Genomic DNA, 24496 nt, shown 5'->3' with positions numbered 1-24496 from the left:
GGCGTCCCGGTACCCCCACGGGCCCGGTGGCGGACGGCTCCGTTACGTCTCCCGCCGACCGCGCCGCTCAGGCGCGCGGGGCGGGCACGGCCGCCTCCGCGGCGCGGCTGACGGGCTCCCAGCCCGCCCAGGTGTCCATCCGGCGCCGGGCGATGTCGAAGGCCAGGTCGTAGACCATGCTCCCGAGCAGCAGGCGCAGCGGCGGCTCGTCGCTGTCGACCAGCGCGAGCAGCGCCCGCGCGGCGAGCGCCGGGTCGCTGTCGACGGACCCCTCGGAGAACCGCGCCTCCAGCTCGGCGCGCAGCGGGCCGTACACCTGCCGGGGGGTGGTGGAGCCCATGGCCGTGTAGAGGTCGGTCCAGTACCCCCCGGGCTGGACGATGCTCACCTTCACCCCGAAGCCGGCCGCCTCCGCGGCCGCGGCCTCGCTCATCCCCTCCAGGGCGCACTTGCTCGCGCTGTAGAGGCCGGTGCTCGCGAAACCGGCGAGTGCGCCGATGCTGGAGATCTGGACGAGGTGTCCCGAGCCCTGGCCGCGCAGTACGGGCAGCACGGCCTGGGTCACCCAGAGCGCCCCGAAGAAGTTGACGTCCAGCTGGGCGCGGGCCTCGGCTTCGGTGAACTCCTCGACCATGCCCATCGTGAGCGTCCCGGCGTTGTTGACGACGACGTCGAGCCGGCCGAAGTGGCCGACGGCCGTTTCGACGGCCGCGAAGACCGCGTCGCGGTCGGTGACGTCGAGGGGGAGCGGCAGGACCCGGCCGGGGTGCGCGGCGGCGAGCTCCGCCAGCGGCCCGGTGCTGCGCGCGGCGGCGGCGACGCGGTCACCGGCGGCCAGCGCCGCTTCGGCGAAGGCGCGCCCGAGACCGCGGCTGGCGCCGGTGACGAACCAGACGCGGCCGGTGCCGGTGGCTGAAGTGCGCATGGGGATGCTCCCGTCACTGATGAGACGAGACGTACCGTCTCGCTTTCTGGGTTCACTGTGCCCCGGGCCGGCGAGATCGTCAAGACGCGACGTCTCGTTTCCTATTCGTCGGCCCGGGCGGGGCCGTCCGGCGGCCCGACGCGACGCTGGTTGCTCCTGCCGCAGCTCAGGCAGACGATCCAGTCCCGCCAGCCGCCGTCCTCCGCCCGCCACGGGACTCCGGCGACGTTCCCCTCGAACCCGCAGAACACGCAGGTCTCCTCCGCCCCCTCCAGTCGCCGCATCGGCCGCAGCGGCCCGTCCGGCGGGCGCCGGACGCCCAGCCAGTCGCAGCCGGGGCACTCCCACCACGACTCCCCGGACCGCGGGCGCGGCCCGCCGCCACCCCAGAGGCTCCCGCGCCGCAGGACCTCGAACGCCATCAGCTCCCGCCCACAGCGCGGGCACCCTGGAACGACCACGACCGCCCTCCTCTCCTCGTCGCAATTGTCCGATCCAATGTGAAGTTGCGAGAGGCCTGCGTGGTGAGGTGCGTGGTGAAGAGTTGAGCTGGGCGATGCGTGGCCCGGTTGCCCAGAACAACCTTGCATTTCGCGTAGTCGGCCCTTGAGCGGTTTCGTCGTTGACGCCGTCGGCGAGCGTGCAGCATCGTCGGGGCATGGGGTCTGAAGGTGCGAAGCGCAGTCATGCGGAGGCTTGGGCGGTGCTCTTGGAGGAATACCCTCCCTCCAGCTGTGGGCGACCAGTCCTCCCCGTCCCTGGGGGCGCTGTTGCAGGCGGCTGCCAGTGACCCGTTGCTGAGCGCGATGTATCCGTGGATCTCGATGCAGCAGCTGAGCGTGTCGGCATCAGACAACTGGGAGGACTGGGGGCGTGAACCGCTCCCGGCGATGTTCGCCCGTCCGGATCGTTACTCCGTAGTGGACCGCGGCGAACGGGGAGATCGTGTCGCTTTCGAGGCAGCCGATCCAGCCGAGGTAGTCGCGTTCGCCGCCCGTTTGGTGCGTGGCCGGCGTGCAGTTCAGGAGAGGGAGTCCCACGTCTGGTCGGCCGAGGTGGAGTCAGTGCTGCGTGATGCGGGCTGGTATCCGGGGCGAAATGTTGAGGTGACAACGCGGCGAGAGCGTCTGGAAGCCGACGGCTTCCGTGTTCATTCCGCCGCCGAGGATTTCCTGCGTGAGTTCGGCGGGCTGACTGTGGTTGGCAGTGGCTCCGGGATCACGAGAGCGAGGGAACCGTTCGAACTCGACCCGCTGCTTGCGCTGGGCGAAGAGGGCCGATTCGGTGAATGGGGTGAGGAGATCGGGTGCCACCTCTTTCCGTTGGGGGAACTTGACCACGGCCGTTCGTTCCTCGGCCTGGATGAGCATGGCGAGTTGTATGTCGTCGCCAACTGGCTGGCCAGGTTTGGTCGTATGCCCGAGGCCATGGAGAACCTCATCCTTGGAGTGATGCCAGTCCGTATGCCCGCCTCAGTCCAGCACTAAGACCTCGAACCGCGTCGCCCACACATCCGCGAGGGGGCGTCGGAACTCCGACCCACCCGGATCGATGTACCCGACCTCGAAGCCCTCCGCCGGAGGCCCTGCCACACGGCCCGGTACCACCTAACGCATGCACTACGACCAGCTAACTCCGCCTCTCATGCAACGTCACGCTGACCTGTGCAAGATCACGTGCAGCCTGAAGCTGGTCAATGAAAGGTCGACCAGTACCGGACGGCAATCCTTGGTGTTCGCCGCCGGCGAACGGGGTGGGGGGAACATCGGGGGGCGCACATGCATTGAGTCGGCATAGCTCAACTTCACTGCCGGAGGGAAGATCATGGCTTCGACGTCCGTAACGCTCACCCTGCCCGTACTGCCGCTCGACGACGAGGTCGTGCTGCCTGGGATGGTCGTACCGCTCGATCTGTCCGACGCCGAGGTGCGCGGAGCCGTCGAGGCGGCGCAGGCGGCGGCCGGGAGCGGCAAGCCCCGGGTCCTGCTCGTGCCCCGCGTCGACGGCAAGTACGCCGCCACCGGTGTGCTGGGGACCGTCGAGCAGGTGGGACGGCTCTCCGACGGGGATCCCGGCGCGCTCATCCGGGGCCGCGGCCGCGTCCGCATCGGCGCCGGGACCACCGGCCCGGGCGCCGCGCTGTGGGTCGAGGGCGAAACCGTCGACGAGAAGGTGCCCGATCCGCTGCCCGGAGCCGTCACCGAGCTCGTCAAGGAGTACAAGGCCCTCGCCACCAGCTGGCTCAAGAAGCGCGGGGCCTGGCAGGTCGTGGACCGGGTCCAGCAGATCGAAGGGGTCTCGGCCCTCGCCGACAACTCCGGCTACTCGCCCTTCCTGAGCGTCGCCCAGAAGGTCGAACTGCTGGAGACCGCCGATCCCGTCGCCCGCCTCAGGCTCGCCGTCAAGGCGCTCGGCGACCACCTCGCCGAACAGGACGTGGCCGAGTCCATCGCCAAGGACGTCCAGGACGGCGTCGACAAGCAGCAGCGCGAGTTCCTGCTGCGCCGCCAGCTCGAAGCGGTCCGCAAGGAACTGCGCGAGCTCGGCGGCGAGAAGGGCGGCGAGGAGTCCGACGACTACCGCGCCCGCGTCGAGGCCGCCGACCTGCCCGAGAAGGTGCGCGAGGCCGCCCTCAAGGAGGTCGAGAAGCTGGAACGCTCCAGCGACCAGTCGCCCGAGGGCTCCTGGATCAGGACCTGGCTCGACACCGTGCTGGAGCTGCCCTGGAACGAGCGCACCGAGGACGCCTACGACATCCGCGGCGCCCGCGCCGTCCTCGACGCCGAACACGCCGGGCTCGGCGACGTGAAGGACCGCATCACCGAGTACCTCGCCGTGCGCAAGCGCCGCTCCGAACGCGGCATGGGCGTCATCGGCGGCCGCCGCGGCGGGGCCGTCCTGGCCCTCGTCGGGCCCCCCGGCGTCGGCAAGACCTCCCTCGGCGAGAGCGTGGCCCACGCCATGGGCCGCACCTTCGTCCGCGTCGCCCTCGGCGGAGTCCGCGACGAGGCCGAGATCCGCGGCCACCGCCGCACCTACGTCGGCGCCCTGCCCGGCCGCATCGTCCGGGCCATCAAGGAAGCCGGCTCCATGAACCCCGTCGTCCTCCTCGACGAGATCGACAAGGTCGGGTCCGACTTCCGCGGAGACCCGGCCGCCGCCCTCCTGGAAGTCCTGGACCCGGCCCAGAACCACACCTTCCGGGACCACTACCTGGAGGTGGAACTGGACCTCAGCGACGTCGTCTTCCTGGCCACCGCGAACGTCCTGGAAGCCATCCCCGAAGCCCTCGCCGACCGCATGGAACTCGTCCGCCTCGACGGCTACACCGAGGACGAGAAGGTCGTCATCGCCCGCGACCACCTGCTGCCCCGCCAGCTGGAGCGCGCCGGACTCGGCGCCGACGAAGTGGTCCTGGAGGAGGACGCGCTGCGCCGCCTCGCCGGGGAGTACACCCGCGAGGCGGGCGTGCGCACCCTGGAGCGGTCCCTCGCGCGGCTGCTGCGCAAGGTGGCCTCGCAGCACGAACTCGGCGAGAGCGAACTGCCGCTGCGCATCGGCGCCGACGGTCTGCGCGCCCTGATCGGACGCCCGCACCACGTCCCCGAGTCCGCCCAGGACCCGGCCGAACGGCGCACCGCCGTCCCCGGCGTGGCCACGGGTCTCGCCGTGACCGGCGCGGGCGGCGACGTCCTCTTCGTCGAGGCCTCGCTCGCCGACCCCGAGACCGGGGCCGCCGGGCTCACCCTCACCGGCCAGCTGGGCGACGTCATGAAGGAATCGGCGCAGATCGCGCTGAGCTTCCTGCGCTCGCACGGCGCCGAACTGGAACTGCCCGTGGCCGACCTCAAGGACCGGGGCGTGCACATCCACTTCCCGGCCGGAGCGGTCCCCAAGGACGGCCCCAGCGCGGGCATCACCATGACCACGGCCCTCGCCTCGCTGCTCTCCGGCCGCCAGGTCCGCACCGACGTGGCCATGACCGGCGAGGTCTCCCTCACCGGCCGGGTGCTGCCCATCGGCGGGGTCAAGCAGAAGCTGCTCGCCGCGCACCGCGCGGGCCTGACCACCGTGATCATCCCGAAGCGCAACGAGGCCGATCTGGACGACGTCCCGGCCGAGGTGCTGGAGACGCTGGAGGTGCACCCGGTGACGGACGTGCGCCAGGTGCTGGAGCTGGCCCTCTCCGCCGCCGAGGTCTCCTTCACCAAGGCCGCCTGACCTGCGACCGGGACCGCCCGCGGCCCGGGGACCCGCTTCGGCGGGGCCCCGGGCCGCGGGCGCGCCCGCTGCGAAATACTGGGTCCGTACGGGAGCCCGTACCGGGATCCCGTACGGGCGCCCGAAGACACCCCTGAGCCACCAGAGAGCGGAGCCGGACGTGCACGGGAGCGAAGACCAGGAGTTCCTTGCCCTGGAGCGGGAACTGTCCGTCTTCCTCCGCCGGGCCCGCGCCTCCTCCGGCGAGATGGCCCGGGCCCTGCACCCCGAGCTGGAGCCCGCCGCGTACGGGCTGCTGGTCAGGCTGGAGGCGGCCGGGCGCCAGCGGGCCACCGAGCTCGCCGCCTACTTCGGGGTCGGCAAGGCCACCATGAGCCGCCAGCTGCGCGCTCTGGAGCTGCTGGGCCTGGTGGCCCGCGAGCCGGACCCCGCCGACGGCCGCGCCTTCCTCGTCGGCCTCACCGACGAGGGCCGGGCCCGTTTCCTGCGCGTACGCGGAGCCCGGCGCGAGCAGTACATGCGCAAGCTCGCCGACTGGGACCGGGGCGAAGTGGCGGAACTGGCCCGGCTGCTCAACCAGCTGAACTCCGGCGAGGAGTGAGCCGGGCCCCGGCGGGGCGCCCGGCCGCGCCCGGCCGGGAGGGCCTCCCGGCTCAGAGTTCCGCGTAGACCGCCGAGGCGTCGTCGTGGCGCTTGTGGCGGGCCGGCGGGCGCAGCGGATCGGCCTCGATGGCCCGCACCCGCCCGATCAGCCCGGCGGCGCCCTCCGCGCGCAGCACGTCCAGGCAGGCCGCCCAGTCGCCCGCCCCGAAGGTGTCCGTCCAGCGGCTCGCCCCGTCCGTGAGCGCCGCCACCGCCCCGACCCGCTCGCGCGGGGTGCTCCCGCAGACCGCCCGGACCGCCACGGCCGGATCGGCGGCGGCCGTGAAGAAGCCCCCGTCCGCGTTGCGCAGCGCGTCGGTCGCCGCCACCGAGCCGAGCACCTCGCGCGGGATCCGGTCCAGCCGGTCGTCGAGCACCGCCGTGACGGCGCCCCCGGGCGCGCGGAGCAGGAGCACGGAGTCCGAGAGCACCAGGTGCTCCACGCGGGACGCGTCCCAGCGCACCACGACGACCGTCGCCTGCGGGGTCCGGACGTGAGAAAGGTCACAGCTCCCGCGATGGGCGTCGGCCGTGTCGCCGATGGCGCGCGCCAGGATCCGGTCCAGCGGCATGTCCCGCCGCGATCCGGACAGTTCGGTCAACCGGCCGCCCAGCCGCGCCGCGAACCACGGCACTCCGTGCACGCAGCCGTCGTCGCCGCGCGGCGGGGTGACCCCGTCCAGGACCACCAGGACGCCACCGCCCGCCGCAGGTGCCGAGGCCGACACCCAGTCCTCATTGGGGCGTTCCGGATCACCGGGGGCCGAGGCCAGGTCGATGCGCATGGGGACATTCTGCCCGTGCGGAACTCCCGTACGGCGGGAGGTCTGTACCAATGCCCGGGGGCGTGGGGCGGCCGTCCGGACGCCCGGGCCCACCGCCCCGCGCCGATGTGGGCGGGCATACTGCCAAAGCCCGGCTCGATCTTTCAACCACCCGTCCACGGACGCCCTCTGACACCGGGTGCCCGAGTTGGTCGGCCACTCCTCCGTGATGTTCACTCCTTCGAGTGGCCGGGTGGGCGATGTGCGGCTCTCCTCCCAACACACTGCGAAGGTCTGAGGCGGTACGAGGGGGCAGGGGGCGTTTACTTGTTGACCGGCCGTTACCTCGGCCACACGAGTAGACGAGCACGAGCACACGTACAGGATTGCGAGCACCGGTGCAGAAGAAGCGGTCTCGGAAGAACGGCACCGCCAGCGCCGACGGACCCGCCAACGCAGGACGGCGCGTCCGCGTCCGCAGCAGGCTGGTGGTCGGAGTGGCCGTCGCCGGACTCACCGTCCTCGCGGCCGGCGCCCCCGCCGTGGTCTCCGCCAGCAGGGAACTGAACGACTCCCAACGCCTGGTCACCCTCGCGGAACAGACGCAGCACGCCCTCACCCTCGCCCACCTCCTCGGCGACGAGCGCGACGCCGTCACCGAATACGCGGCGAGGGGCCGGTCCGCCGCCGCCAGGGCGGCCGTCGACGAGCGCACCGCGCGCACCGACCGCCAGATCGCCGAGCTCCAGCCCGAGGCCGACGCGGACGTCACCCGCGCCCTCGGCCGGATCAAGGGCGTCCGCACCGAGGCCGTCGACGGCAAGGGCACCGCCCTCGCCGCCCACCAGGCCTACTCCGGCCTCATCGCCGAACTCCTCGCCCCGGGCGACCGGCTCGCCGAACTCACCCCGCCCCGCGCGGAGGCCGCCCTCGCCGTCACCCGGCCCATGGCCCCCCTGGGCCAGGCCGTCGACCAGGCCTCCGCCACCCGCGGACTGCTGCTCGCCGCACTGGCCGTCCCCCGCGGCGAGCAGCTCCCGAACTCCGCCGTCGCCGACGAACTCACCACCGCAGCACAGCGTTCCCGGGTACGGGAACAGGCCGCGCTGGAGGACTTCAACCGCGCGGCCCGCCCCGACGTGCGCCAGACCCTCGCCGCCACCGTCACCGGCACCGAGGTCAAGACCGCCGAGGACCACCTCAAGCGGCTCACCGACCGGCCCACCCTCACCCCGGCCGACCGCAAGGTCGACGCCGCGGCCGTGGGCGCCGCCCTCACCGGCCGCCTCGACCGGATGCGCTCGGTGGAATCCACCCTCGCCGGGCAGCGGGCCAATGCCCTCGCCGCCCTGCGCGACGACGACGTCACCCGCCTCGAACTCGTCGTCGCCGGAATCGGCGTGCTCTTCCTCTTCGTCATCGGCTTCTCCACCGCCATCGCCCGCTCCCTGACCCGGCCGCTCTCGGTCCTGCGCCGCGGCGCCGAGCGACTGAGCACGGCCGAGGGCTCGGTCGAACCGGTCCGCTTCACCGGCCGCAACGACGAGTTCGCCGAGGTGGTCCGCCACCTCAACGCCGTACGGGACCAGACGGTCTCCCTCCACACCAAGATCGCCGGACTCGACGCCGACCGCCGCCGCCTCATCGGCCGGGGCGAAGCCCTCTCCGCGGGCCGCGAGGCCCTGGAAGCGGAACTGGCCGAACTGCGCGCCGGACTCGAAGAACACCGCCGCGTCATGTCAACCACCTCGGTCTCGCTCTCGCGGCGCACCCTCGGCCTGGTGGAGCGCCAGCTCACCGTCATCGAGGAGCTGGAGTCCAAGGAGGACGACCCCGACCGGCTCGCCACCCTCTTCAAGCTGGACCACCTGGCGACCGTGATGCGCCGCCACAACGAGAACCAGCTGGTACTCGCCGGACAGGAACACGGCCACGGACAGAGCCAGCCGGTGCCGCTGGTCGACGTCGTGCGCGCCGCCGTCAGCGAGATCGAGCGCTACGAGCGCGTCGACCTCGCCACCCTCCCCGGCGGCATCCAGGTCGCCGGCCACGCCGCCGACGACATCTCGCACGTCCTCGCCGAACTCCTGGAGAACGCCACCACGTTCTCCCCGCCCGAGGTCAAGGTGAAGGTCACCGGCCGGCTCCACGACTCCGGCGAAGTGGTGCTGTCCGTCGTCGACGAGGGCATCGGCGTCACCGGCGACCGGCTCACCGCGCTCAACCTGCGCCTGTCCACCCCCGAGGCCTACGACGAGGAGCCCGAGGCCGAACACGGCCTGGGCCTCGGCCTGTACGTCGCCGGGCGCCTCGCGGGGCGCCACGGCGTGACGGCCGAGCTGCGCGCCCCGCGGCACGGCGGCACCGAGGCACTGGTCGTCGTCCCGGCGTCCCTGCTGCCCAGCGCCCCGCCGCTCTCCCCGGTGCACACCCTGGCCTCGCCCGGAGCGCCCGCGCTCCTGCTGCCCGGGGTGGTCGCCGAGGCCAACGAGAACACCCTCCCGCCCCGCAGGCGCCCCGAGCCGGACGCGGACGCCGCGGCCGGGCGGCCGACCGCCGCGGCCGGCCAGGACCCCGTGGAGCCGGACGCCCCTGCCCGCGTCGTCACCCTGGCCGAGGCCTTCGACCCGGAGCCGCAGGGCCCCGCGGACGAGGACGCCGCCGACGGATCGCACGAAGCCGGTGCGGACGCGGCCGGTGCGGGCGAGGCCGGTGCGGATGCGGCCGGGACGGCCTGGGCCGGGACGCACGCCGCCGGAGCGGATGCGTTCGGTGCGGGCGAGGCCGGTGCGGATGCGGCCGGTGCGGGCGAGGCCGGGACGGCCTGGGCCGGGACGCACGCCGCCGGAGCGGATGCCGCCGGTGTGCCCGGGGCCGGTGCGGCCGAAGCCGGTGCGGATGCCGCCGGGGCGCGCGAAGCCGTCGAGGAGGCGGGCTCCGCGGCGCGGCCCCACGGCACCGACGGCCCCGCGGCCGAGCCGTACGCCGCCTTCGAGGGCGGGCCCGACCTGGCCGGCCCCGCCGCCCCCGAAGCCGCCGTCGGCGCGCGGGTGGTGCCGCTGGGCGAGGCCTTCGAGGACGCCCCGCCGCCCCCCGCCGACCAGGTCTTCACCGCGTCCGCCGACCCCTTCGCCGAGACCCCGGCCGAGGAGCTGCTGGCCCGGGTCGTGCCGCAGCCGGACGGCTTCGAGGACGCGCAGCCGCCGTCCGCCGAGCAGGTCTTCACCGTGACCCCGGCCGACGGCCGGGCCGACGCCGGGAGCCGTCCCGGGGAGGAGCTCCTCGCGCGGGTCGCCGCCGACGCGGACGGCGAGGCCTTCGCGGCGGCCGACCCCGCGCCGGGGGAGCCCGCCGCGGGACCGGACGCCGCACCGGCGGTCTCCGTACACGACGAGGGACTGTCGCTGCTCGCGCCCACGCGCACCGCCGCCGCGCCCGACGCCGAACCCACGGCCCACCTGCGCACCGCCGACGCCGAGGACGGCTTCGTGCCCCGCCAGGGCAGCCACCCCGGCCACGCCGCGGACGCCGCTCCGGCGGCGGCCCCCGTCACCGACAAGGGCCTGCCCAAGCGCACCCCCCGATCCGTCCCCGGCCCCGTCGCCGGACGCCCCGCCGCGGCCCGCCCCGAGCCGCGCCGGGTCGACGCCGACGAGCTCCGCCGCCGCCTCGGCGGGTTCTACCAGGGCGCCCAGGACGGGCGGCGCGTCGCCGCCGCCGAGCTCGCGCAGGACCGGGGGCAGGGGCAGGGACACACCGACCAGGGGGACACCGCACAGGAGGCCCGCACATGACCGCGCCCAGTACGTACGGACTGAGCACCCAGGCCCGCAACCTGCAGTGGCTGCTGACCGACCTGGTCGAGGAGGTGCCCGGGGTCAACTCCGTGGCCGTCGTCTCCTCGGACGGGCTGCTGCTGCTCTCCTCCGCCCCGGCGGGGGAGTCCGCGCAGGGCCGCGACCGGCCCAAGGGCCCCCGCGGCGCCTCCGCCGACCTCGCGACGATCGTCTCCGGCCTCGGCAGCCTCACCACGGGCGCGGCCGCCCTCATGGAGTTCGGCCACGTCAAGCAGACGATGGTGGCGATGGAGAACGGTTCCGTCTTCGTCATGTCCATCAGCGACGGCTCGCTGCTCGGCGTGCACGCCACGCCCGACTGCGACATGGGCGTCGTCGCCTACCACATGGCCTTGTTCGTCGGCCGCGCCGGACACGTCCTGACCCCCGAAGTCCGCAGTGAGCTGCGCCAGTCGATGGAGAAGACCCCGTGAGGAGTACGGCCTCCGACCGGCTGCCGATACGCGGCGCCGACCGCCGCCCCGCCCGCGTCCGCCCGTACTCCCTCACGGGCGGCCGCACCCGCTTCACGCAGGTGCTGCTGGTCGAGACGTTCGTCGCCGCCCTCGACACCGGCCCGGCCGGGACCCCGGACCGCACGCCCGAGATGCGGGCCATCGTCGAGGTGTGCCGCCGCATGCGGACCATCGCCGAGATAGCGGCCCTGCTGAAGCTGCCGCTCGGCGTGGTCCGGGTCCTCGTCAGCGACCTCGCCGACCAGGGCCGGATCCGCGTGTACGCCGGCGGGCACGGCACGGGCCGTCCCGAACGCGCGCTGCTGGAAAGGGTGGCCAGTGGGCTCCGCCGTCTCTGACCGGGCCGTACCGGGGACCGCTCCGGGCGCCGCTCCGGGCGCCGCTTCGGGGACGGACGCCGGTTTCGCCCCGGCCGCCGTCCTGCCGTCCGACGAGCCCGCCCAGCCCTGGCAGTACGACCGCTCGCGCGCGCCCGTCGCCGTGAAGGTGCTGGTCGCGGGCGGCTTCGGCGTCGGCAAGACGACCTTCGTGTCCTCCGTCTCCGAGATCGCCCCGCTGCGCACCGAAGCGGTGATGACCCAGGCCAGCGCCCCCACCGACGACCTCTCCGGCACCCCGGACAAGAACACCACCACCGTCGCCATGGACTTCGGCCGCATCACCCTCGCCGACGACCTCGTGCTGTACGTGTACGGGACGCCGGGCCAGGAGCGGTTCTGGTTCATGTGGGACGACCTGGTGCGCGGCGCCATCGGCGGGCTCGTCCTGGCCGACACGCGCCGGCTGCGGGACTGCTTCCCGGCCCTCGACTACTTCGAGAGCTGCGGGCTCCCGTACGCCGTCGCCGTCAACCACTTCGAGGGCTCCCGCGCGTACGAGGTGGAGGACGTCCGCGAGGCGCTCACCATCCCGCCCCGGGTCCCCGTGGTGATCATGGACGCCCGGCGCCGGGACACGGTCGTCTCATCCCTGCTGACCCTGGTGGACCACGTGCTGGACGCCACCCCCGAATAGCCCGAACCGCCCCGCGGACTCCGCAGATTGAGATCGTCAGATGCGCAGGATACTTGTCGTGGGAGCCGGTCAGTCCGGCCTCCAGCTCGCCCTCGGCCTCCAGGCGAAGGACTACGAGGTCACCCTCATGTCCAACCGGACGGCGGAGGAGATCCGCACCGGCCGGGTCATGTCCACGCAGTGCATGTTCGACACGGCGCTCCAGCACGAGCGCGACCTCGGACTGAACTTCTGGGAGCGCCAGGCCCCCCGGATCCAGGGGGTCGGCGTCTCCGTCGCCGCCCCCGACTCCTCGCGCCCCGTCGACTGGCTCGGCCGGCTCAAGGGCCACGCCCAGTCCGTCGACCAGCGCCTGAAGATGTCCGGCTGGCTCGACGCCTTCACGCAGCGCGGCGGCCAGCTCGTGATCCACGGCGCGTCCGTCGCCGACCTCGACTTCTTCTCCCGCACCTACGACCTGGTGCTGGTCGCCGCGGGCAAGGGCGAGCTGGTCTCCATGTTCGAGCGGAACGCCGCCCGCTCCCCGTACGACGCCCCGCAGCGCGCCCTCGCCGTGTCCTACGTCCACGGGCTCGGGCCGCGTCCCGAACACCCCGGCACCGAGGCCGTGCGCTGCAACCTGGTCCCGGGCGTCGGCGAGCTGTTCGTGATGCCCACCCTCACCACCTCGGGCCGGGCGGACATCCTGTTCTGGGAGGGCGTCCCGGGCGGCCCGCTCGACGTGTTCCGCGGCGTGAGCGACCCGGCCCGGCACCTGGCGCTCACGCTGGAGCTGATGGAGAAGTTCACGCCCTGGGAGCACGCCCGCGCGAAGGGCGTCGAGCTGACGGACGCGGGCGCCACCCTCGCCGGCCGCTACGCGCCGGTGGTCCGCAACCCGGTCGGCCGCCTGCCCGGCGGGGGACTGGTCCTGGGCGTCGGCGACGTGGTCGTCGCCAACGACCCGATCACCGGTCAGGGCTCGAACGCGGCCGCCAAGTGCGCGGCCTCGTACCTGTCCTCGATCCTGATGCACGGGGACGAGCCGTTCGACGAGGCGTGGATGAAGGCCACCTTCGACAAGTACTGGTTCAAGACCGGCAAGCCGGTGACCGAGTGGAGCAACGCCATGCTCGGCGTCCCGCCGGAGCACGTGCTGAACCTGATCGGCGCGGCCGGGCAGCTCCAGCCGGTGGCGGATCGTTTCGCCAATGGCTTCGACAACCCGGCCGACTTCGACGGCTACTTCTACGACCCCGAGGACGCGGCCGACTACCTCGCCGAGGTCGCGTCGGCGTCGGCGTCGGCGTCGGGGTCGGCGTCGGGGTCCGGGCCCTCGGAGGAGTAGCCGGTGTCGTCCCCCGCCGTCGCGCCCTCGGGCAGCGGCGGCGGGGTGAACTCCGCCAGCGGCACCCCGTCGGGATCCGGCCGCACCGCCCCCAGCAGCGGGTTCGCGGCGATCGGCGACACCTTGACGGTGGCGCCCGGACGCGGTGCCTGGATCACCTTGCCGCCCCCGATGTACAGCGCCACGTGGGTCGCCTTCGGGAAGTAGACCACCAGGTCCCCCGGCCGCAGCCGGTCCAGCGGCACCCGGGGCAGCTGCGCCCACTGCTCCTGGCTGGTCCGGGGAATGGCCCGGCCGGCCTGCTGCCACGCCCGCGAGGTCAGCCCGGAGCAGTCGAACGCGGCCGGGCCCTGCGCCCCCCACACGTACGGCTTGCCGATCTGCGCCGTCGCGTACCGCAGCGCCGAGCCCCCCGCGGCCGTCGGCGTACCCGTACGGGCGGGCAGCCGGCCGGAGTCCACCAGCTCCCGCTGCGCCCCGGCGGTGACGGCCGCCTCGCGCCGGTCCAGCCCGGCCAGCTCCTCGGGGGTGAGCGCCGCCAGCAGCCGCTCGACCTCCTTGAGCCGGCCCGCGACCTCCCGCTGCTGCCGCTGCCGCTCGGCGGCGAGCCCCTGCTGGGCGTCGAGCGCCTTGCGGGCCGCGGCGGCCAGGGCGTCGGCCCGCTGCGCGCCCTGCTCCAGCCGCGTCACGACCCCGGCCTGCCGGGCACCCTGGCGGGCGGCGATCCGACGCTGGTCGACGGCCTGCTGAGGGTCGCCGGAGAGCAGCATCCGCAGGTACGGGGAGAAGCCGAGGGTCCCCTGGTACTGCTCCCGGGCCAGCCGCCCGGCCATGGCCCGCTCGGCGCCGAGCGAGCTGCGGGTCCGCCCCAGCTCGGTGGCCAGCCGCCGCTCCTCGTCCTGCCGGGCCTTGAGGGCGACCTCGGTGGCGTTGTACGCCTCACTGGCCTCCTCGGCCTTCTGGTAAAGCCCCTGGAGCCGCGTCAGCAACTCCCCGACGGGCTCGGCCCGCGCGACGGTCGGCGGCGGCGCGACGACGCCGAACGCTGCGGCAAGACAAACGGCCCACACCAGTCGTTTAGTCATCTAATCACCCTCCGCGCCCAATCTCCCACGCCCTCACCCCCGTTCCGCCCGACCACGTCGCAGGAACGCCCGGGCTCACCCGGTTGGGGGGCGGGGCCGGGGGAGGGCGGGGTCCAGCGGGGCGGTGTCAGGGAGGGTTTGGTGGTCTCCCGTCCGTCTCATCGTCCTTCCGCGTCGGGCCGGCCCCTCAAGGGCGCTCCTTCGTCGCGTCGCTTCGCGATGGCCTTCGGCCACCCTTGACCGACCGTCCCGCCACGGAAAAACGAAGACTGCCGGGAAACCCCCAAAAGAACGTTCACGGGGCAGGACAAGGGGAGGAGCGACCCCGTCAGGGACCCTCGACCCCTCCCCGCTGACCCAGCCGGGCACCCGGGCCCTGGACGTCGCGACCCGCGCCCGGGCGGCCAGACCACCCCAAACAGCGACCAGGACAACCAACCGGCACCTCGGACGCGTCAGATCGCTACGCGCTTCGCCCGGCTTGGCGTCTGCGGCCCGTCTGGGGCCGCGCAGGGACGACTGCTGCGGTTCTTGGAGTCTCGGAGGCGGAAGGACCGGCGCACCGAAGCAGCTCGGCGAGATGTTCGATCACCTCGGCAGGGAGTTGGCCCAGGTGGACGTAGGGACGACCTGAGGGCGTCACCGTGGGGCGCAGGCCGCTCCAAGCGGATTCGGGTACGCCGAGGGCGGTGAGAACCGTTCGGATCGACTCGGCTGCATCCGTCGCCCGCGCGTGCCCGTCCCGCCACGTCTGCATGTCCATCAGTGGCCCGTCCCGTGCATCCTCAGCAGAACGTTGCAATCGGTGATGAGCGAGTGGTCGACGTAGGTTTCGGTGACCGCTGAGGCCCGAAGCAGGTCCAACCGCAAACATTCGGGGCATCCGTTTGCCGGCTCGGGGTGAGTCTGGAGCTCCCTCAAGGGGATTGATACCGCCGCCTCGTGCCATCGTGCCGGTTCCGTCTTTTTCCTCGCCATGTGCAAGCACCGCCTTCTCGCAGCGGACGAAGCGTTGGCCGCTCCCACCAGTCCGCTGCTCATGCTGGCTCGCACGTCAAGGCGTTGCTACACCGTTCGCAGGACGTTTGGGACGCTTCGCCGCTACGGTCTGTTCCGTCACCAAGAGCCCACGGAGCGGATTGTGAACCACGCACTGCGTCGTGCGATGGCGGCTGCCAAGATGACCGAGAGGCAGCTCGCAGAGCACTGCGGGGTCGACGCGAAGACAGTGGGACGGTGGATCACCGAGCCCCATCGCGTCCCGCACGCCCGCCATCGGTGGGCGGTCTGCGAGGCGTTAGGGGAGGAGGGAAACATGTGGCCCAACGCAGTCAGTGCCGCCCTCGCCACCGGGCCGGATCGGGAGATCGTGCAGGTCTTCCCCTATAGATCGGCAGCACCAGCCAGCCTTTGGCGCTCACTGGTGACGAAGGCACAGCGTGAGCTGGTGTTCGCGGGATACACCAATTACTTCCTGTGGCTTGAGCAGGCCAACCTGGGGAGCGCTCTGCGCCGCAAAGCGCAGAGCGGTTGCCGCATCCGGTTCCTTGTCGGCGATCCGGAAAGCCCCGTCACTGCGGCCAGGGAAGCCGAGGAGGGCGTTCCCCTGACGGTCTCGACCCGTATAGCCGTGACGTTGAGCGAACTGGAGAAGCTGCGCGACGTCACGGGCATCGAAGGGCGCTTTGAGACCGGCCACGTGAACCTCTCGGTCTTCCGCTTCGACGATGAGATGATCGTGACGCCGATTTTGGCCCGAAAGATCGGGCACGACTCCCCGATGATGCATCTCCGACGACGCCAGGCGGACGGCATGTTCGATCGGTTCGCCGCGCATGTCGAAGAGTTGTGGGGTCGGGGCCGCGACATCAGGGAGGTGAGCGGCGATGGCCAGGCGTGACTACGAGGACGATCCCGCAGCGCCGAAGGCGAACAGCTTGGTGCCTGCGGCTTCTGCCGTCGTGGTGGATACGGAGGGGCGGATGTTGTTGCAGCGCCGCACCGACAACGGAATGTGGGCCCTGCCGGGCGGAAAGATGGAACTGGGTGAGTCCATCGGCGACTGCGCGGTCCGGGAAACCCTTGAGGAGACGGGGATCGCCGTCGAGATCACCGGCATCGTCGGCACCTACACGAATCCGGGCCACGTGTTCGCGTACGACGACGGCGAGGTGCGGCAGGAGTTCTCCATCTGCTTCCTGGCCCGGCCCGTCGGCGGAACCTTGCGGGCATCGGACGAGTCGTTCGAAGTCGCCTGGTTCGCGCCCGAGGCAACGGACGGACTCGCGATGGTGCCGAGCATTCGCAAGCGCATCGACGACTGGCGCGCCGCCCAGGGCCCGGCCATTCGCTGACGGCCGGGTATCCAGCCGTGTAACCAAGAGTCGCAGCAGTCGTCCCTGCGCGGCCCCAGACGGACCGCAGACGCCAAGCCGAGCGAAGCGCGTAGCGATCTGACGCGTCTGAGGTGCCGGTTGGCTGCCCTGGTCGCCGTTTCGGGTGGTCTGGCCGCCCGGGCGCGGATCGCCACGTCCAAGGCCCGGGTGCCCGGTTGGGCCAGGCGGGGAGGGGTCGAGGGTCCCTGACGAGGTCGCTCCTCCCCTTGTCCTGCCCCGTGAACGTTCTTTTGGGGGTTTCCCGGCAGTCTTCGTTTTTCCGTGGCGGGACGGTCGGTCAAGGGTGGCCGAAGGCCATCGCGAAGCGACGCGACGAAGGAGCGCCCTTGAGGGGCCGGCCCGACGCGGAAGGACGATGAGACTGACGGGAGACCGCCAAACCCTCCCTGATCCGGATCGGCTCGGGTCCCTCACCCTCGCAGCAGGCGGTCCTTCGCCAGGGTGAATTCCTCCGGTGTCAGGAGGCCCCGGGTGGTCAGGTCCGCGAGCTGGGTCAGCTCCGCCGCCAGGGTGGCCGGGGGTGGAGGTGACGGGGGCTTCGCCGTGGTCGGGGGTCCGGCCTGCGGCTCCGCCAGGGACTCCGCCTCCGGCTCCGGCTCCGGTTCGGCCGCCGGGGGAGGTACCGGCCGGCCGAAGGGTTCCTCCCCCGGGTCCGGGGTGTCCAGCGCCGCTTCCAGGTCCTCCGCCGCGCTCTCCGGCGTCGCCCACTCCGCCGCTCCCGCCGCCCGCCGCAGCAGGCCGCGCAGCAGCGGGTGTCCCGCCGGGCGGCTGGCCGCCGGCACCGTCGCGCCCACCGGCCGGATGAACATCACGCCACCTCCACCCGCTCCGCCGGGATCCTGACCGAGCCCACGATCCGTCCGCCCGCCGCCCGTACGGCCAGCGCCGCGTCCTGTGCCCAGACGTGCTCGACCACCAGCAGCAGCGCGCAGCTGCCTCGTTCCAGCAGTTCGGCGGCCTCCCGTACGTCCTCCGGGCCGATCAGCCGGGCCACGTCGCGGCCCGCCAGGAGGCCCCGTAGCTCCACGTACGCGTCGAACTCCGCCGCGCTCACCTCGCCCGAGGCCGTCTTCGTCGTGACCAGGCCGTCGATCAGCCGGACCACCCCGGTCTTGCGCAGGCCCATCACGGCTTCGACCGCCGGGACCCGGAGCTGCTCCTCCGGGAAGGCGAGGACGATGAATTCCACAGGTCCCATGAGCCGGGGCTCCCCACTCCTGACCGTTTCTGACGACTCTTCGGCACACTATGACATAACCGGACATACCTGCCTCAGCCTTGCTACGTTTCCCCGTATGACCGCTCTGACGGCGAAGGTGACGGAGCCCGCTCCGCCCCCGCCCCCCGATGTCCGCGCCGCCAAGCGCCGCGGCATCGAGCTGACACTGCTCGCCGGCGCGGTCCTGATCTCCGTGCTCGGCCACCTCTACGTCGGCCTCGCGGACACCGGCCACACCCCCCGCCCCGCCGCCCGGTACGCCGCGGGCCTCGGCGGGGCGGCGCTGCTCGCGCACCTCGCCGTCCGCTTCCGGGCCCCCTACGCCGACCCCCTCCTGCTCCCGATCGCCGTCCTGCTCAACGGCCTCGGCCTGGTCCTGATCCAGCGCCTCGACCTCGCCACCCCCGGCGAGAGCGGCGCGGGCGACCAGCTGCGCTGGTCGGCGCTGGGGGTGGCCCTCTTCGTGCTGGTCGTGGCGGCGCTGCGCGACCACCGGGCGCTCCAGAAGTACGCGTACCTCTCCGTCACCGTCGCGCTGGTCCTGATGCTGGTTCCGGTCTTCTTCCCGGCCGTCAACGGCGCGCACATCTGGATCCGGTTCGCCGGGCTCTCCTTCCAGCCGGGGGAGTTCGCCAAGATCCTCTTCGCGGTGTTCTTCGCCGCCTACCTCGCCGCGAACCGCACCGCCCTCGCCCTCACCGGCCGCCGGCTCCTGTGGAAGCTGCGCCTGCTGCCCGGCCGCGTCCTCGGTCCGATCCTGGCGATCTGGCTGCTCAGCGTGGGGGTGCTGGTCCTGGAGCGGGACCTCGGGACCTCGCTCCTCTTCTTCGGCCTCTTCGTGATCATGCTGTTCACGGCCACCGGCCGGATCGGCTGGATCGCCATCGGGCTGCTCCTGGCCGCGCTCGGCGCCTACGCCGTCGGGACCTTCGAACCGCACGTGCACGGCCGCGTGGACGACTGGATGAATCCTTTCGCCTCCATCGAGCGCGGCGACGGGCCCGGCCAGCTCGCGCAGTCCCTCTTCGCCTTCGCCGCGGGCGGACTCCTCGGCTCCGGCCTCGGCCACGGCCAGTCCTTCCTCATCGGCTTCGCCGCCAAATCGGACTTCGTCCTCGCCACCGCCGGGGAGGAGCTGGGCCTCGTCGGCCTCACCGCGATCCTGATCCTCTACGGGCTCCTCGTGTCCCGGGGCTTCAGCGCCGCGCTCGCGCTGCGCGACCCCTTCGGGCGGCTGCTCGCCACCGGGCTCGCCTCGATCGTCGCCCTCCAGGTCTTCGTCATCACGGGCGGGGTGACCGGGCTGATCCCGCTGACCGGCATGGCCATGCCCTTCCTCGCCCAGGGCGGCTCCTCCGTCGTCACCAACTGGATCATCGTCGCGCTGCTGGTCCGGCTCAGCGACAACGCCCGCCGGCCCCGCCCCGCCGAGGAGGCCGCCGCGTGATCCGCTACATCCGCTGGTGCGCGTACTTCTGCGCGCTGCTGCTCGTGGCCCTGCTGGTCAACGTGGGCCGGGTGCAGGTCTGGGAGGCCGCCGCCTACGGCGCCAACCCCGCGAACAAGCGGCCCGCCGTCGCGCGCTACGCCGAACCGCGCGGGGACGTCCTCGTCGACGGCAGGCCGGTCACCGGCTCCCGCGACAGCGGCCAGCTCCTGCGCTACGAGCGGACGTACGCCGACGGCCCGCTCTACGCGCCCGTCACCGGCTTCTCCTCCCAGACGTACGGGACCAGCTTCGTCGAGCGCGCCGAGGACGCCGTGCTGTCCGGCACCGACCCCGGGCTCTCCGCCTTCCCCCTCTGGTACGAGCTCTCGCGCGGCCGCCCCGGCGGCGGCGACGCCGTCACCACCCTGCGCGCCGCCGTGCAGCGGGCCGCCTACCGGGGGCTCGGCGGCAAGCGCGGCGCCGTCGCCGCCGTGGAACCGGCGACGGGGCGGATCCTGGCCCTGGTCAGCAGCCCCTCCTACGACCCGGGCCTGCTCTCCGGGACCGGTACGAAGGTCAAAGCCGCCTGGCAGCGGCTGAACGCGGACCCCGCCAAGCCGATGCTCAACCGGGCGCTGCGCGAGACGTACCCGCCCGGCTCCACCTTCAAGATCGTGACGGCCGCCGCCGCCCTCGACGCGGGGGTGGTCACCGATGTGGACGCCCCGACCCAGACCCCCGACCCGTACCCGCTGCCCGGCACCAGCACCCTGCTGCCGAACGCGGGCACCGGCTGCCAGGACGCCTCCATGGCGGAGGCGGTGCAGTTCTCCTGCAACACGGTGATGGCGAAGATCGGGGTGCAGGTCGGCCTGCGCCGGATGGTCGCGGCGGCGGACCGCTTCGGCTTCAACGACGCCGGGCTGCGCGTGCCCTCCTGGGTGTCGCGGTCGAACTTCGACACCGACATGAGCCCCGACCAGCTGGCGCTCTCCTCGATCGGGCAGTTCAACACCAAGGCGACCCCGCTCCAGATGGCGATGGTGGCCGGGGCGGTCGCCAACGGCGGTGACCTCAAGACCCCGTACCTGGTCGAGGGCACCACCCAGGCGGACGGATCCCGGGTCCGCCGGACCGCCGAGCACACCTTCAGCCGCGCGATGAGCCCGGCCACGGCGCTGCTGATGCAGGAGCTGATGGTCAAGGTCGTGGAGAACGGCACCGGCCGCAACGCGGCGATCCCCGGGGCCGTCGTCGGGGGCAAGACGGGCACGGCCCAGCACGGCGTCGGCAACGCGGGCACCCCGTACGCCTGGTTCATCTCCTGGGCCCGCGCCCGGCAGGCGCCGCAGGCGGCGGTGGCGGTGGCGGTGGTGGTCGAGGACGCGTCGGCCGTCCGCGGCGACATCAGCGGCAACGGCGCGGCGGCCCCGATCGCCCGCGCGGTGATGCAGGCCGCCCTGGCGGGCCCGCCCCGCTGACGCCCCCGCGCCCGAAGCCCCCGCGCCCGAAGCCCCCGCACCCGCGGCCCGGGCCCCTCCTAAGCCGGCCCCTCCCCGCCCGCCCCTTCCCGGATCACCTCCGCCACCTCCTGCGCCCGCTCCCGCTCCTCCGCGGCGAAGCGTTCGCGGTCGAGGGCCTCGGCGATCTCCTCGTCCTGGCTCATCAGCAGGTCCAGATTGGAGTCGCCCATGTCGAAGACACCCATGTCCAGGTAGGCCTTCTGGAGCCGTTCCCCCCACAGCCCGATGTCCTTGACGCAGGGCACGATCCGGCTGAACAGCAGCTTCCGGAACAGGTGCAGGAACTCCGACTGCTCGCTGAACTCCTCCGCCTCCCGCCTCGGGATCCCGAAGTTCTCCAGCACCTCCACCCCGCGCAGCCGGTCCCGCATCAGGTAGCAGCCCTCGATCACGAATTCCTCGCGCTCGCGCCGTTCGGCGTCCGTGAGCTGCTTGTAGTAGTCCCGCAGCGCCATCCGCCCGAAGGCCACGTGCCGGGCCTCGTCCTGCATGACGTACGCCAGGATCTGCTTGGGCAGCGGCTTGTCCGTCGTATCGCGGATCATCCCGAACGCGGCCAGCGCCAGCCCCTCGATGAGCACCTGCATGCCCAGGTACGGCATGTCCCAGCGGGAATCGCTCAGGGTGTCGCCCAGCAGTCCCCGGAGGCTGTCGTTGACCGGGTAGAGCATCCCGACCTTCTCGTGCAGGAAGCGCCCGAAGACCTCGGCGTGCCGGGCCTCGTCCATGGTCTGGGTGGCGGAGTAGAACTTCGCGTCCAGGTCCGGGACCGACTCGACGATGCGCGCCGCGCACACCATCGCGCCCTGCTCGCCGTGCAGGAACTGGCTGAAGTTCCAGGCGCTGTAGTGCCGGCGCAGTTCGCCCTTGTCCCGGTCGGTCATCTTGGCCCAGTACCGGGTCCCGTACAGCGTGAGCACGTCGTCGGGCGTGCCGAGCGGGTCGTACGGGTCCACCTCGACGCCCCAGTCGATGCGCTTGGCGCCGTCCCACTGCTTGTCCTTGCCCTTCTGGTAGAGCGCGAGGAGCCGTTCGCGGCCTTCGTCGTACTCCCAGCTGAAGCGGGCCGCGCCGGAGGCGGGGACCTGCCAGACGCCCTCGCCCGGGGATGTGGTGTAGAGCTCGTGCGTCGACACTGACGCCTCCTCGACTGCCTTGCGGGACTCGGTGGTTGGCAGCGTCACACGTTGGTAGACGCGGGGTCAACAAGTCGTGCGCGAGGGATTGACGACCTTGCTGACAAGCAGTCTCATAAGAGGTGACCGCAGGTAACCCGACCAAGAGGTGCCCGAAGCCATGACGACCGTGACGCAGCGAGCCGCGCTGAGGGACGCCCTCGGCCCGCTCAAGGACCGCGAGCAGATCGCCGAACGACTGCTGGAATCCTCCGCGAAGCACTCCTTCGACCCCGACACCGAACTCGACTGGGACGCCCCGCCGATCGACGGCAAGTACTACTGGCCGCCCGAGCTGCTCTCCCTCTACGACACCCCGCTGTGGAAGAAGATGGGGGAGGAACAGCGCATCGACCTCTCCCGCCACGAGGCCGCCGCCCTCGGCTCGCTCGGCATCTGGTTCGAGATCATCCTCATGCAGCTGCTGGTCCGGCACATCTACGACAAGTCGCTGACCAGCAATCACGTCCGCTACGCGCTGACCGAGATCGCCGACGAGTGCCGGCACTCGATGATGTTCGCCCGCATGATCCGCGAGAGCGGCACCCCCGCCTACCCCGTCTCCCGGGTCAACCACAACCTCGCCCGCGTCCTCAAGACGGTCTCCACCACCCCCGGCTCCTTCGCCTGCACCCTCCTGGGCGAGGAGATCCTCGACTGGATGCAGCGCCTGACCTTCCCGGACGAGCGGATCCAGCCCCTGGTGCGCGGCGTCACCCGGATCCACGTCATCGAAGAGGCCCGGCACGTCCGCTACGCCCGGGAGGAACTGCGCCGCCAGATGCTGACGGCCCCGCGCTGGGAGCAGGAACTCACCCGGATCAGCTGCGGGGAGGCCGCCCGCGTCTTCTCGCTCGCCTTCGTCAACCCCCAGGTCTACGACAACATCGGCCTGGACCGGCGCGAAGCCGTCGCCCAGGTCCGGGCCAGCGGCCACCGCCGCGAGGTGATGCAGACCGGCGCCAAGCGGCTCACCGACTTCCTCGACGACATCGGCGTGCTGCGCGGTGTGGGCCGCCGGCTGTGGAAGAGCTCGGGCCTGCTGGCCTGAGGGGGCGTCGTCTACCCTGCGTGCATGACCGTACGCGCGTACCGCAGGCTGAGCGTCGAGGAGCGGCGGGCCCAACTCCTCGACGCGGCCCTGTCGCTGTTCGCGCACCGGGCGCCGGAGGAGGTCTCCCTCGACGACGTCGCGGAGGCCGCCGGCGTCTCGCGCCCGCTCGTCTACCGCTACTTCCCCGGCGGCAAGCAGCAGCTCTACGAGGCCGCCCTGCGCTCCGCCGCGGACGTCCTCGAACTCTGCTTCGCCGAGCCCCAGCACGGCCCCCTCACCCGGCGGCTCTCCCGGGCCCTGGACCGCTACCTGGCCTTCGTCGACGAGCACCACACCGGCTTCTCCGCCCTCCTCCAGGGCGGCAGCGTCGTCGAGACCTCCCGCACCACGGCGACGGTCGACGGGATCCGCCGCGCGGCGGCCGAGCAGATCCTCTTCCACCTGGGCACCCCGAGCCCCGGCCCGCGGCTGCGGATGATGGTCCGCACCTGGATCACGGCGGTCGAGGCCGCCTCGCTGATCTGGATCGACGAGGGCAGGCACCCCGAGGCCGGCGAGCTGCGCGACTGGCTGCTGGACCAGTTCATCGCCCTGCTCACCGCCACCGCCGCCACCGACCCCGAGACGGCGGCGGCCGCCCGGGGCGCCCTGGCCCTGGAGTCGGCGGACGGCCCCGTCGGCGTGCTCGCCCGGCGCGTGATCCCCGTGGTCTCCGAGGCGGCCCACCTGCTGTGACACTGGTGGGGTGAGAAGCGAAGCGACCCCCTTCGAGGGCGGCCCGATGGACGGCCGGATCCTCCCGATCCTCCTCGGCCCGACCGGCCACCCGCCGAAGTGGTACGAGATCCCCGTCCCCGACCCGGACGGCGGCCCCCCGACGGTCCTGCTGTACGAGCGGGTCCCGGCGGGCTACTCGAAGCGGCTGGGCCTCCAGAAGGGCTGGAAGTACGCCTTCTCCCCGACGGGCGAAAAGCCGAAGCCCCGCTGGCCCTGGACGAAGCCCCCCAAGCCGTAACCAGCCCGGGGCCGGTACGGGCGCACCCGTCACCCCGGGGACGTACCCGAGGCCGGGGTCGGGGCGGGGTGTCGTCCGGGGCCAAAACGAGATGACGTCGGCACGGCAGGAGCCCACTCGGCACCGGGGACGCACAGGAGGCCGGGGTCGGGGTGGGGTGTCGTCCGGGGCCAAAACGAGATGATTTCGGCGCGTGGCCCCGCCCGCCGCTCCGACCACCCCGAGGCGCCGAACATCGAAGCCCGCCCCGGACGACACCCCCCCCCCGCCCCCGCCCCCGCCCCCCCCCCCCCCCCCCCCCCCCCCCCCCCCCCCCCCCCCCCCCCCCCCCCCCCCCCCCCCGCCCCCCCGGGCCGCCCCCCCCCCCCCCCCCCCCCCCCCCCCCCCCCCCCCCC

At 72.8% G+C, this 24496-nt stretch carries 22 protein-coding genes; 15 read left to right on the top strand and 7 right to left on the bottom strand.

Annotated elements, in window-relative coordinates; translation table 11 throughout:
• Window positions 1-67 precede the first annotated feature (67 nt).
• Together ACGFXC_RS25440 and ACGFXC_RS25435 are read right to left on the bottom strand one after the other, a co-directional pair.
• On the bottom strand, window positions 68-925 hold the full coding sequence (locus ACGFXC_RS25440; RefSeq protein ID WP_393716431.1) for an SDR family NAD(P)-dependent oxidoreductase: 858 nt from the start codon (window positions 923-925) through the stop codon (window positions 68-70).
• 101 nt (window positions 926-1026) lie between these two features.
• Window positions 1027-1386: a hypothetical protein gene (locus tag ACGFXC_RS25435; RefSeq protein WP_393716429.1), complete on the bottom strand. Its 360-nt coding sequence runs from the start codon at window positions 1384-1386 to the stop codon at window positions 1027-1029.
• 225 nt (window positions 1387-1611) lie between these two features.
• On the opposite strand from ACGFXC_RS25435, the gene ACGFXC_RS25430 reads away from it, so the two are divergent.
• The 3 genes from ACGFXC_RS25430 (at window position 1612) to ACGFXC_RS25420 (ending at window position 5747) form a co-directional block, all read left to right on the top strand.
• Window positions 1612-2412, top strand: coding sequence for an SUKH-3 domain-containing protein (locus ACGFXC_RS25430; protein ID WP_393716737.1), 801 nt, complete (start codon window positions 1612-1614; stop codon window positions 2410-2412).
• 337 nt (window positions 2413-2749) lie between these two features.
• Window positions 2750-5146 (top strand): endopeptidase La, encoded by a 2397-nt coding sequence (lon, locus tag ACGFXC_RS25425; protein WP_393716427.1) that lies wholly within the window; start codon window positions 2750-2752, stop codon window positions 5144-5146.
• Window positions 5147-5306: 160 nt separating this feature from the next.
• Window positions 5307-5747, top strand: a complete 441-nt coding sequence (locus ACGFXC_RS25420; protein WP_100862876.1) for a MarR family winged helix-turn-helix transcriptional regulator — start codon at window positions 5307-5309, stop codon at window positions 5745-5747.
• A 52-nt stretch (window positions 5748-5799) separates the two neighbouring features.
• Here ACGFXC_RS25420 and ACGFXC_RS25415 read toward each other — a convergent pair whose 3' ends face one another.
• Window positions 5800-6573 (bottom strand): hypothetical protein, encoded by a 774-nt coding sequence (locus tag ACGFXC_RS25415; protein ID WP_393716425.1) that lies wholly within the window; start codon window positions 6571-6573, stop codon window positions 5800-5802.
• 377 nt (window positions 6574-6950) lie between these two features.
• Here ACGFXC_RS25415 and ACGFXC_RS25410 point away from each other — a divergent pair, with 377 nt between their 5' ends.
• The 5 genes from ACGFXC_RS25410 (at window position 6951) to ACGFXC_RS25390 (ending at window position 13205) form a co-directional block, all read left to right on the top strand.
• Window positions 6951-10346, top strand: coding sequence for a nitrate- and nitrite sensing domain-containing protein (locus ACGFXC_RS25410; RefSeq protein ID WP_393716423.1), 3396 nt, complete (start codon window positions 6951-6953; stop codon window positions 10344-10346).
• Entirely contained in the window at window positions 10343-10822 is a 480-nt protein-coding gene (locus ACGFXC_RS25405; RefSeq protein WP_393716421.1) for a roadblock/LC7 domain-containing protein, read from the top strand. The genes ACGFXC_RS25410 and ACGFXC_RS25405 overlap by 4 nt, the downstream gene beginning before the upstream one ends.
• Window positions 10819-11202: a DUF742 domain-containing protein gene (locus ACGFXC_RS25400; protein ID WP_393716419.1), complete on the top strand. Its 384-nt coding sequence runs from the start codon at window positions 10819-10821 to the stop codon at window positions 11200-11202. Before ACGFXC_RS25405 ends, ACGFXC_RS25400 begins: the two co-directional genes overlap by 4 nt.
• Window positions 11203-11284: 82 nt before the next feature.
• A complete protein-coding gene (locus tag ACGFXC_RS25395) occupies window positions 11285-11878 on the top strand; it encodes an ATP/GTP-binding protein (protein ID WP_393716735.1) in 594 nt (197 codons plus the stop codon).
• Between the two features lie 40 nt (window positions 11879-11918).
• The gene (locus ACGFXC_RS25390) at window positions 11919-13205 is read left to right on the top strand and encodes a styrene monooxygenase/indole monooxygenase family protein (RefSeq protein ID WP_393716417.1); all 1287 of its coding nucleotides are present in this window, start codon (window positions 11919-11921) and stop codon (window positions 13203-13205) included.
• Here the strand turns inward: ACGFXC_RS25390 and ACGFXC_RS25385 are convergent.
• Complete coding sequence (locus ACGFXC_RS25385; RefSeq protein ID WP_393716415.1) at window positions 13130-14290, bottom strand: C40 family peptidase; 1161 nt, start codon at window positions 14288-14290, stop codon at window positions 13130-13132. The two genes, ACGFXC_RS25390 and ACGFXC_RS25385, sit on opposite strands and share 76 nt — an antisense overlap.
• Window positions 14291-15431: 1141 nt before the next feature.
• Here ACGFXC_RS25385 and ACGFXC_RS25380 point away from each other — a divergent pair.
• Together ACGFXC_RS25380 and ACGFXC_RS25375 are read left to right on the top strand one after the other, a co-directional pair.
• Entirely contained in the window at window positions 15432-16190 is a 759-nt protein-coding gene (locus ACGFXC_RS25380; RefSeq protein WP_393716414.1) for an XRE family transcriptional regulator, read from the top strand.
• Window positions 16177-16644 (top strand): NUDIX hydrolase, encoded by a 468-nt coding sequence (locus tag ACGFXC_RS25375; RefSeq protein ID WP_393716412.1) that lies wholly within the window; start codon window positions 16177-16179, stop codon window positions 16642-16644. The genes ACGFXC_RS25380 and ACGFXC_RS25375 overlap by 14 nt, the downstream gene beginning before the upstream one ends.
• A gap of 452 nt (window positions 16645-17096) precedes the next feature.
• On the opposite strand, the gene ACGFXC_RS25370 is transcribed toward ACGFXC_RS25375, so the two are convergent.
• Window positions 17097-17495, bottom strand: coding sequence for a hypothetical protein (locus ACGFXC_RS25370; RefSeq protein WP_393716410.1), 399 nt, complete (start codon window positions 17493-17495; stop codon window positions 17097-17099).
• Window positions 17495-17884: a DUF6325 family protein gene (locus tag ACGFXC_RS25365; RefSeq protein ID WP_393716408.1), complete on the bottom strand. Its 390-nt coding sequence runs from the start codon at window positions 17882-17884 to the stop codon at window positions 17495-17497. Before ACGFXC_RS25365 ends, ACGFXC_RS25370 begins: the two co-directional genes overlap by 1 nt.
• 97 nt (window positions 17885-17981) lie before the next feature.
• Here ACGFXC_RS25365 and ACGFXC_RS25360 point away from each other — a divergent pair, with 97 nt between their 5' ends.
• Both ACGFXC_RS25360 and ACGFXC_RS25355 read left to right on the top strand, forming a co-directional pair.
• Window positions 17982-19352, top strand: a complete 1371-nt coding sequence (locus ACGFXC_RS25360; RefSeq protein ID WP_393716406.1) for an FtsW/RodA/SpoVE family cell cycle protein — start codon at window positions 17982-17984, stop codon at window positions 19350-19352.
• On the top strand, window positions 19349-20815 hold the full coding sequence (locus ACGFXC_RS25355; RefSeq protein ID WP_393716405.1) for a penicillin-binding transpeptidase domain-containing protein: 1467 nt from the start codon (window positions 19349-19351) through the stop codon (window positions 20813-20815). The genes ACGFXC_RS25360 and ACGFXC_RS25355 overlap by 4 nt, the downstream gene beginning before the upstream one ends.
• Before the next feature lie 59 nt (window positions 20816-20874).
• Here ACGFXC_RS25355 and ACGFXC_RS25350 read toward each other — a convergent pair whose 3' ends face one another.
• A complete protein-coding gene (locus ACGFXC_RS25350) occupies window positions 20875-21993 on the bottom strand; it encodes a ferritin-like domain-containing protein (protein WP_393716403.1) in 1119 nt (372 codons plus the stop codon).
• Window positions 21994-22153: 160 nt separating this feature from the next.
• On the opposite strand from ACGFXC_RS25350, the gene ACGFXC_RS25345 reads away from it, so the two are divergent.
• Genes ACGFXC_RS25345 through ACGFXC_RS25335 form a run of 3 tightly spaced genes read left to right on the top strand, consistent with a single transcriptional unit; the run spans window position 22154 to window position 24101 of the window.
• The gene (locus ACGFXC_RS25345) at window positions 22154-23083 is read left to right on the top strand and encodes a diiron oxygenase (protein WP_393716402.1); all 930 of its coding nucleotides are present in this window, start codon (window positions 22154-22156) and stop codon (window positions 23081-23083) included.
• Between the two features lie 24 nt (window positions 23084-23107).
• Window positions 23108-23821: a TetR/AcrR family transcriptional regulator gene (locus tag ACGFXC_RS25340; protein ID WP_393716400.1), complete on the top strand. Its 714-nt coding sequence runs from the start codon at window positions 23108-23110 to the stop codon at window positions 23819-23821.
• A gap of 10 nt (window positions 23822-23831) precedes the next feature.
• A complete protein-coding gene (locus ACGFXC_RS25335) occupies window positions 23832-24101 on the top strand; it encodes a hypothetical protein (protein WP_393716399.1) in 270 nt (89 codons plus the stop codon).
• Window positions 24102-24496 lie beyond the last annotated feature (395 nt).

This window comes from Streptomyces sp. NPDC048507 (assembly GCF_043199995.1).
In the GTDB taxonomy this organism is placed as follows: Bacteria; Actinomycetota; Actinomycetes; order Streptomycetales; family Streptomycetaceae; genus Streptomyces.
This window is presented reverse-complemented; position numbering and strand designations above follow the sequence as displayed.

Excerpts from the sequence above, each read along its gene's own strand:
- ACGFXC_RS25440 (WP_393716431.1), bottom strand. The coding sequence starts at position 925 with ATGCGCACTTCAGCCACCGGCACCGGCCGCGTCTGGTTCGTCACCGGC.
- ACGFXC_RS25430 (WP_393716737.1), top strand. The coding sequence starts at position 1,612 with ATGCGGAGGCTTGGGCGGTGCTCTTGGAGGAATACCCTCCCTCCAGCT.
- lon (WP_393716427.1), top strand. The coding sequence starts at position 2,750 with ATGGCTTCGACGTCCGTAACGCTCACCCTGCCCGTACTGCCGCTCGAC.
- ACGFXC_RS25415 (WP_393716425.1), bottom strand. The coding sequence starts at position 6,573 with ATGCGCATCGACCTGGCCTCGGCCCCCGGTGATCCGGAACGCCCCAAT.
- ACGFXC_RS25405 (WP_393716421.1), top strand. The coding sequence starts at position 10,343 with ATGACCGCGCCCAGTACGTACGGACTGAGCACCCAGGCCCGCAACCTG.
- ACGFXC_RS25390 (WP_393716417.1), top strand. The coding sequence starts at position 11,919 with ATGCGCAGGATACTTGTCGTGGGAGCCGGTCAGTCCGGCCTCCAGCTC.
- ACGFXC_RS25385 (WP_393716415.1), bottom strand. The coding sequence starts at position 14,290 with ATGACTAAACGACTGGTGTGGGCCGTTTGTCTTGCCGCAGCGTTCGGC.
- ACGFXC_RS25375 (WP_393716412.1), top strand. The coding sequence starts at position 16,177 with ATGGCCAGGCGTGACTACGAGGACGATCCCGCAGCGCCGAAGGCGAAC.
- ACGFXC_RS25370 (WP_393716410.1), bottom strand. The coding sequence starts at position 17,495 with ATGTTCATCCGGCCGGTGGGCGCGACGGTGCCGGCGGCCAGCCGCCCG.
- ACGFXC_RS25365 (WP_393716408.1), bottom strand. The coding sequence starts at position 17,884 with ATGGGACCTGTGGAATTCATCGTCCTCGCCTTCCCGGAGGAGCAGCTC.
- ACGFXC_RS25360 (WP_393716406.1), top strand. The coding sequence starts at position 17,982 with ATGACCGCTCTGACGGCGAAGGTGACGGAGCCCGCTCCGCCCCCGCCC.
- ACGFXC_RS25345 (WP_393716402.1), top strand. The coding sequence starts at position 22,154 with ATGACGACCGTGACGCAGCGAGCCGCGCTGAGGGACGCCCTCGGCCCG.
- ACGFXC_RS25340 (WP_393716400.1), top strand. The coding sequence starts at position 23,108 with ATGACCGTACGCGCGTACCGCAGGCTGAGCGTCGAGGAGCGGCGGGCC.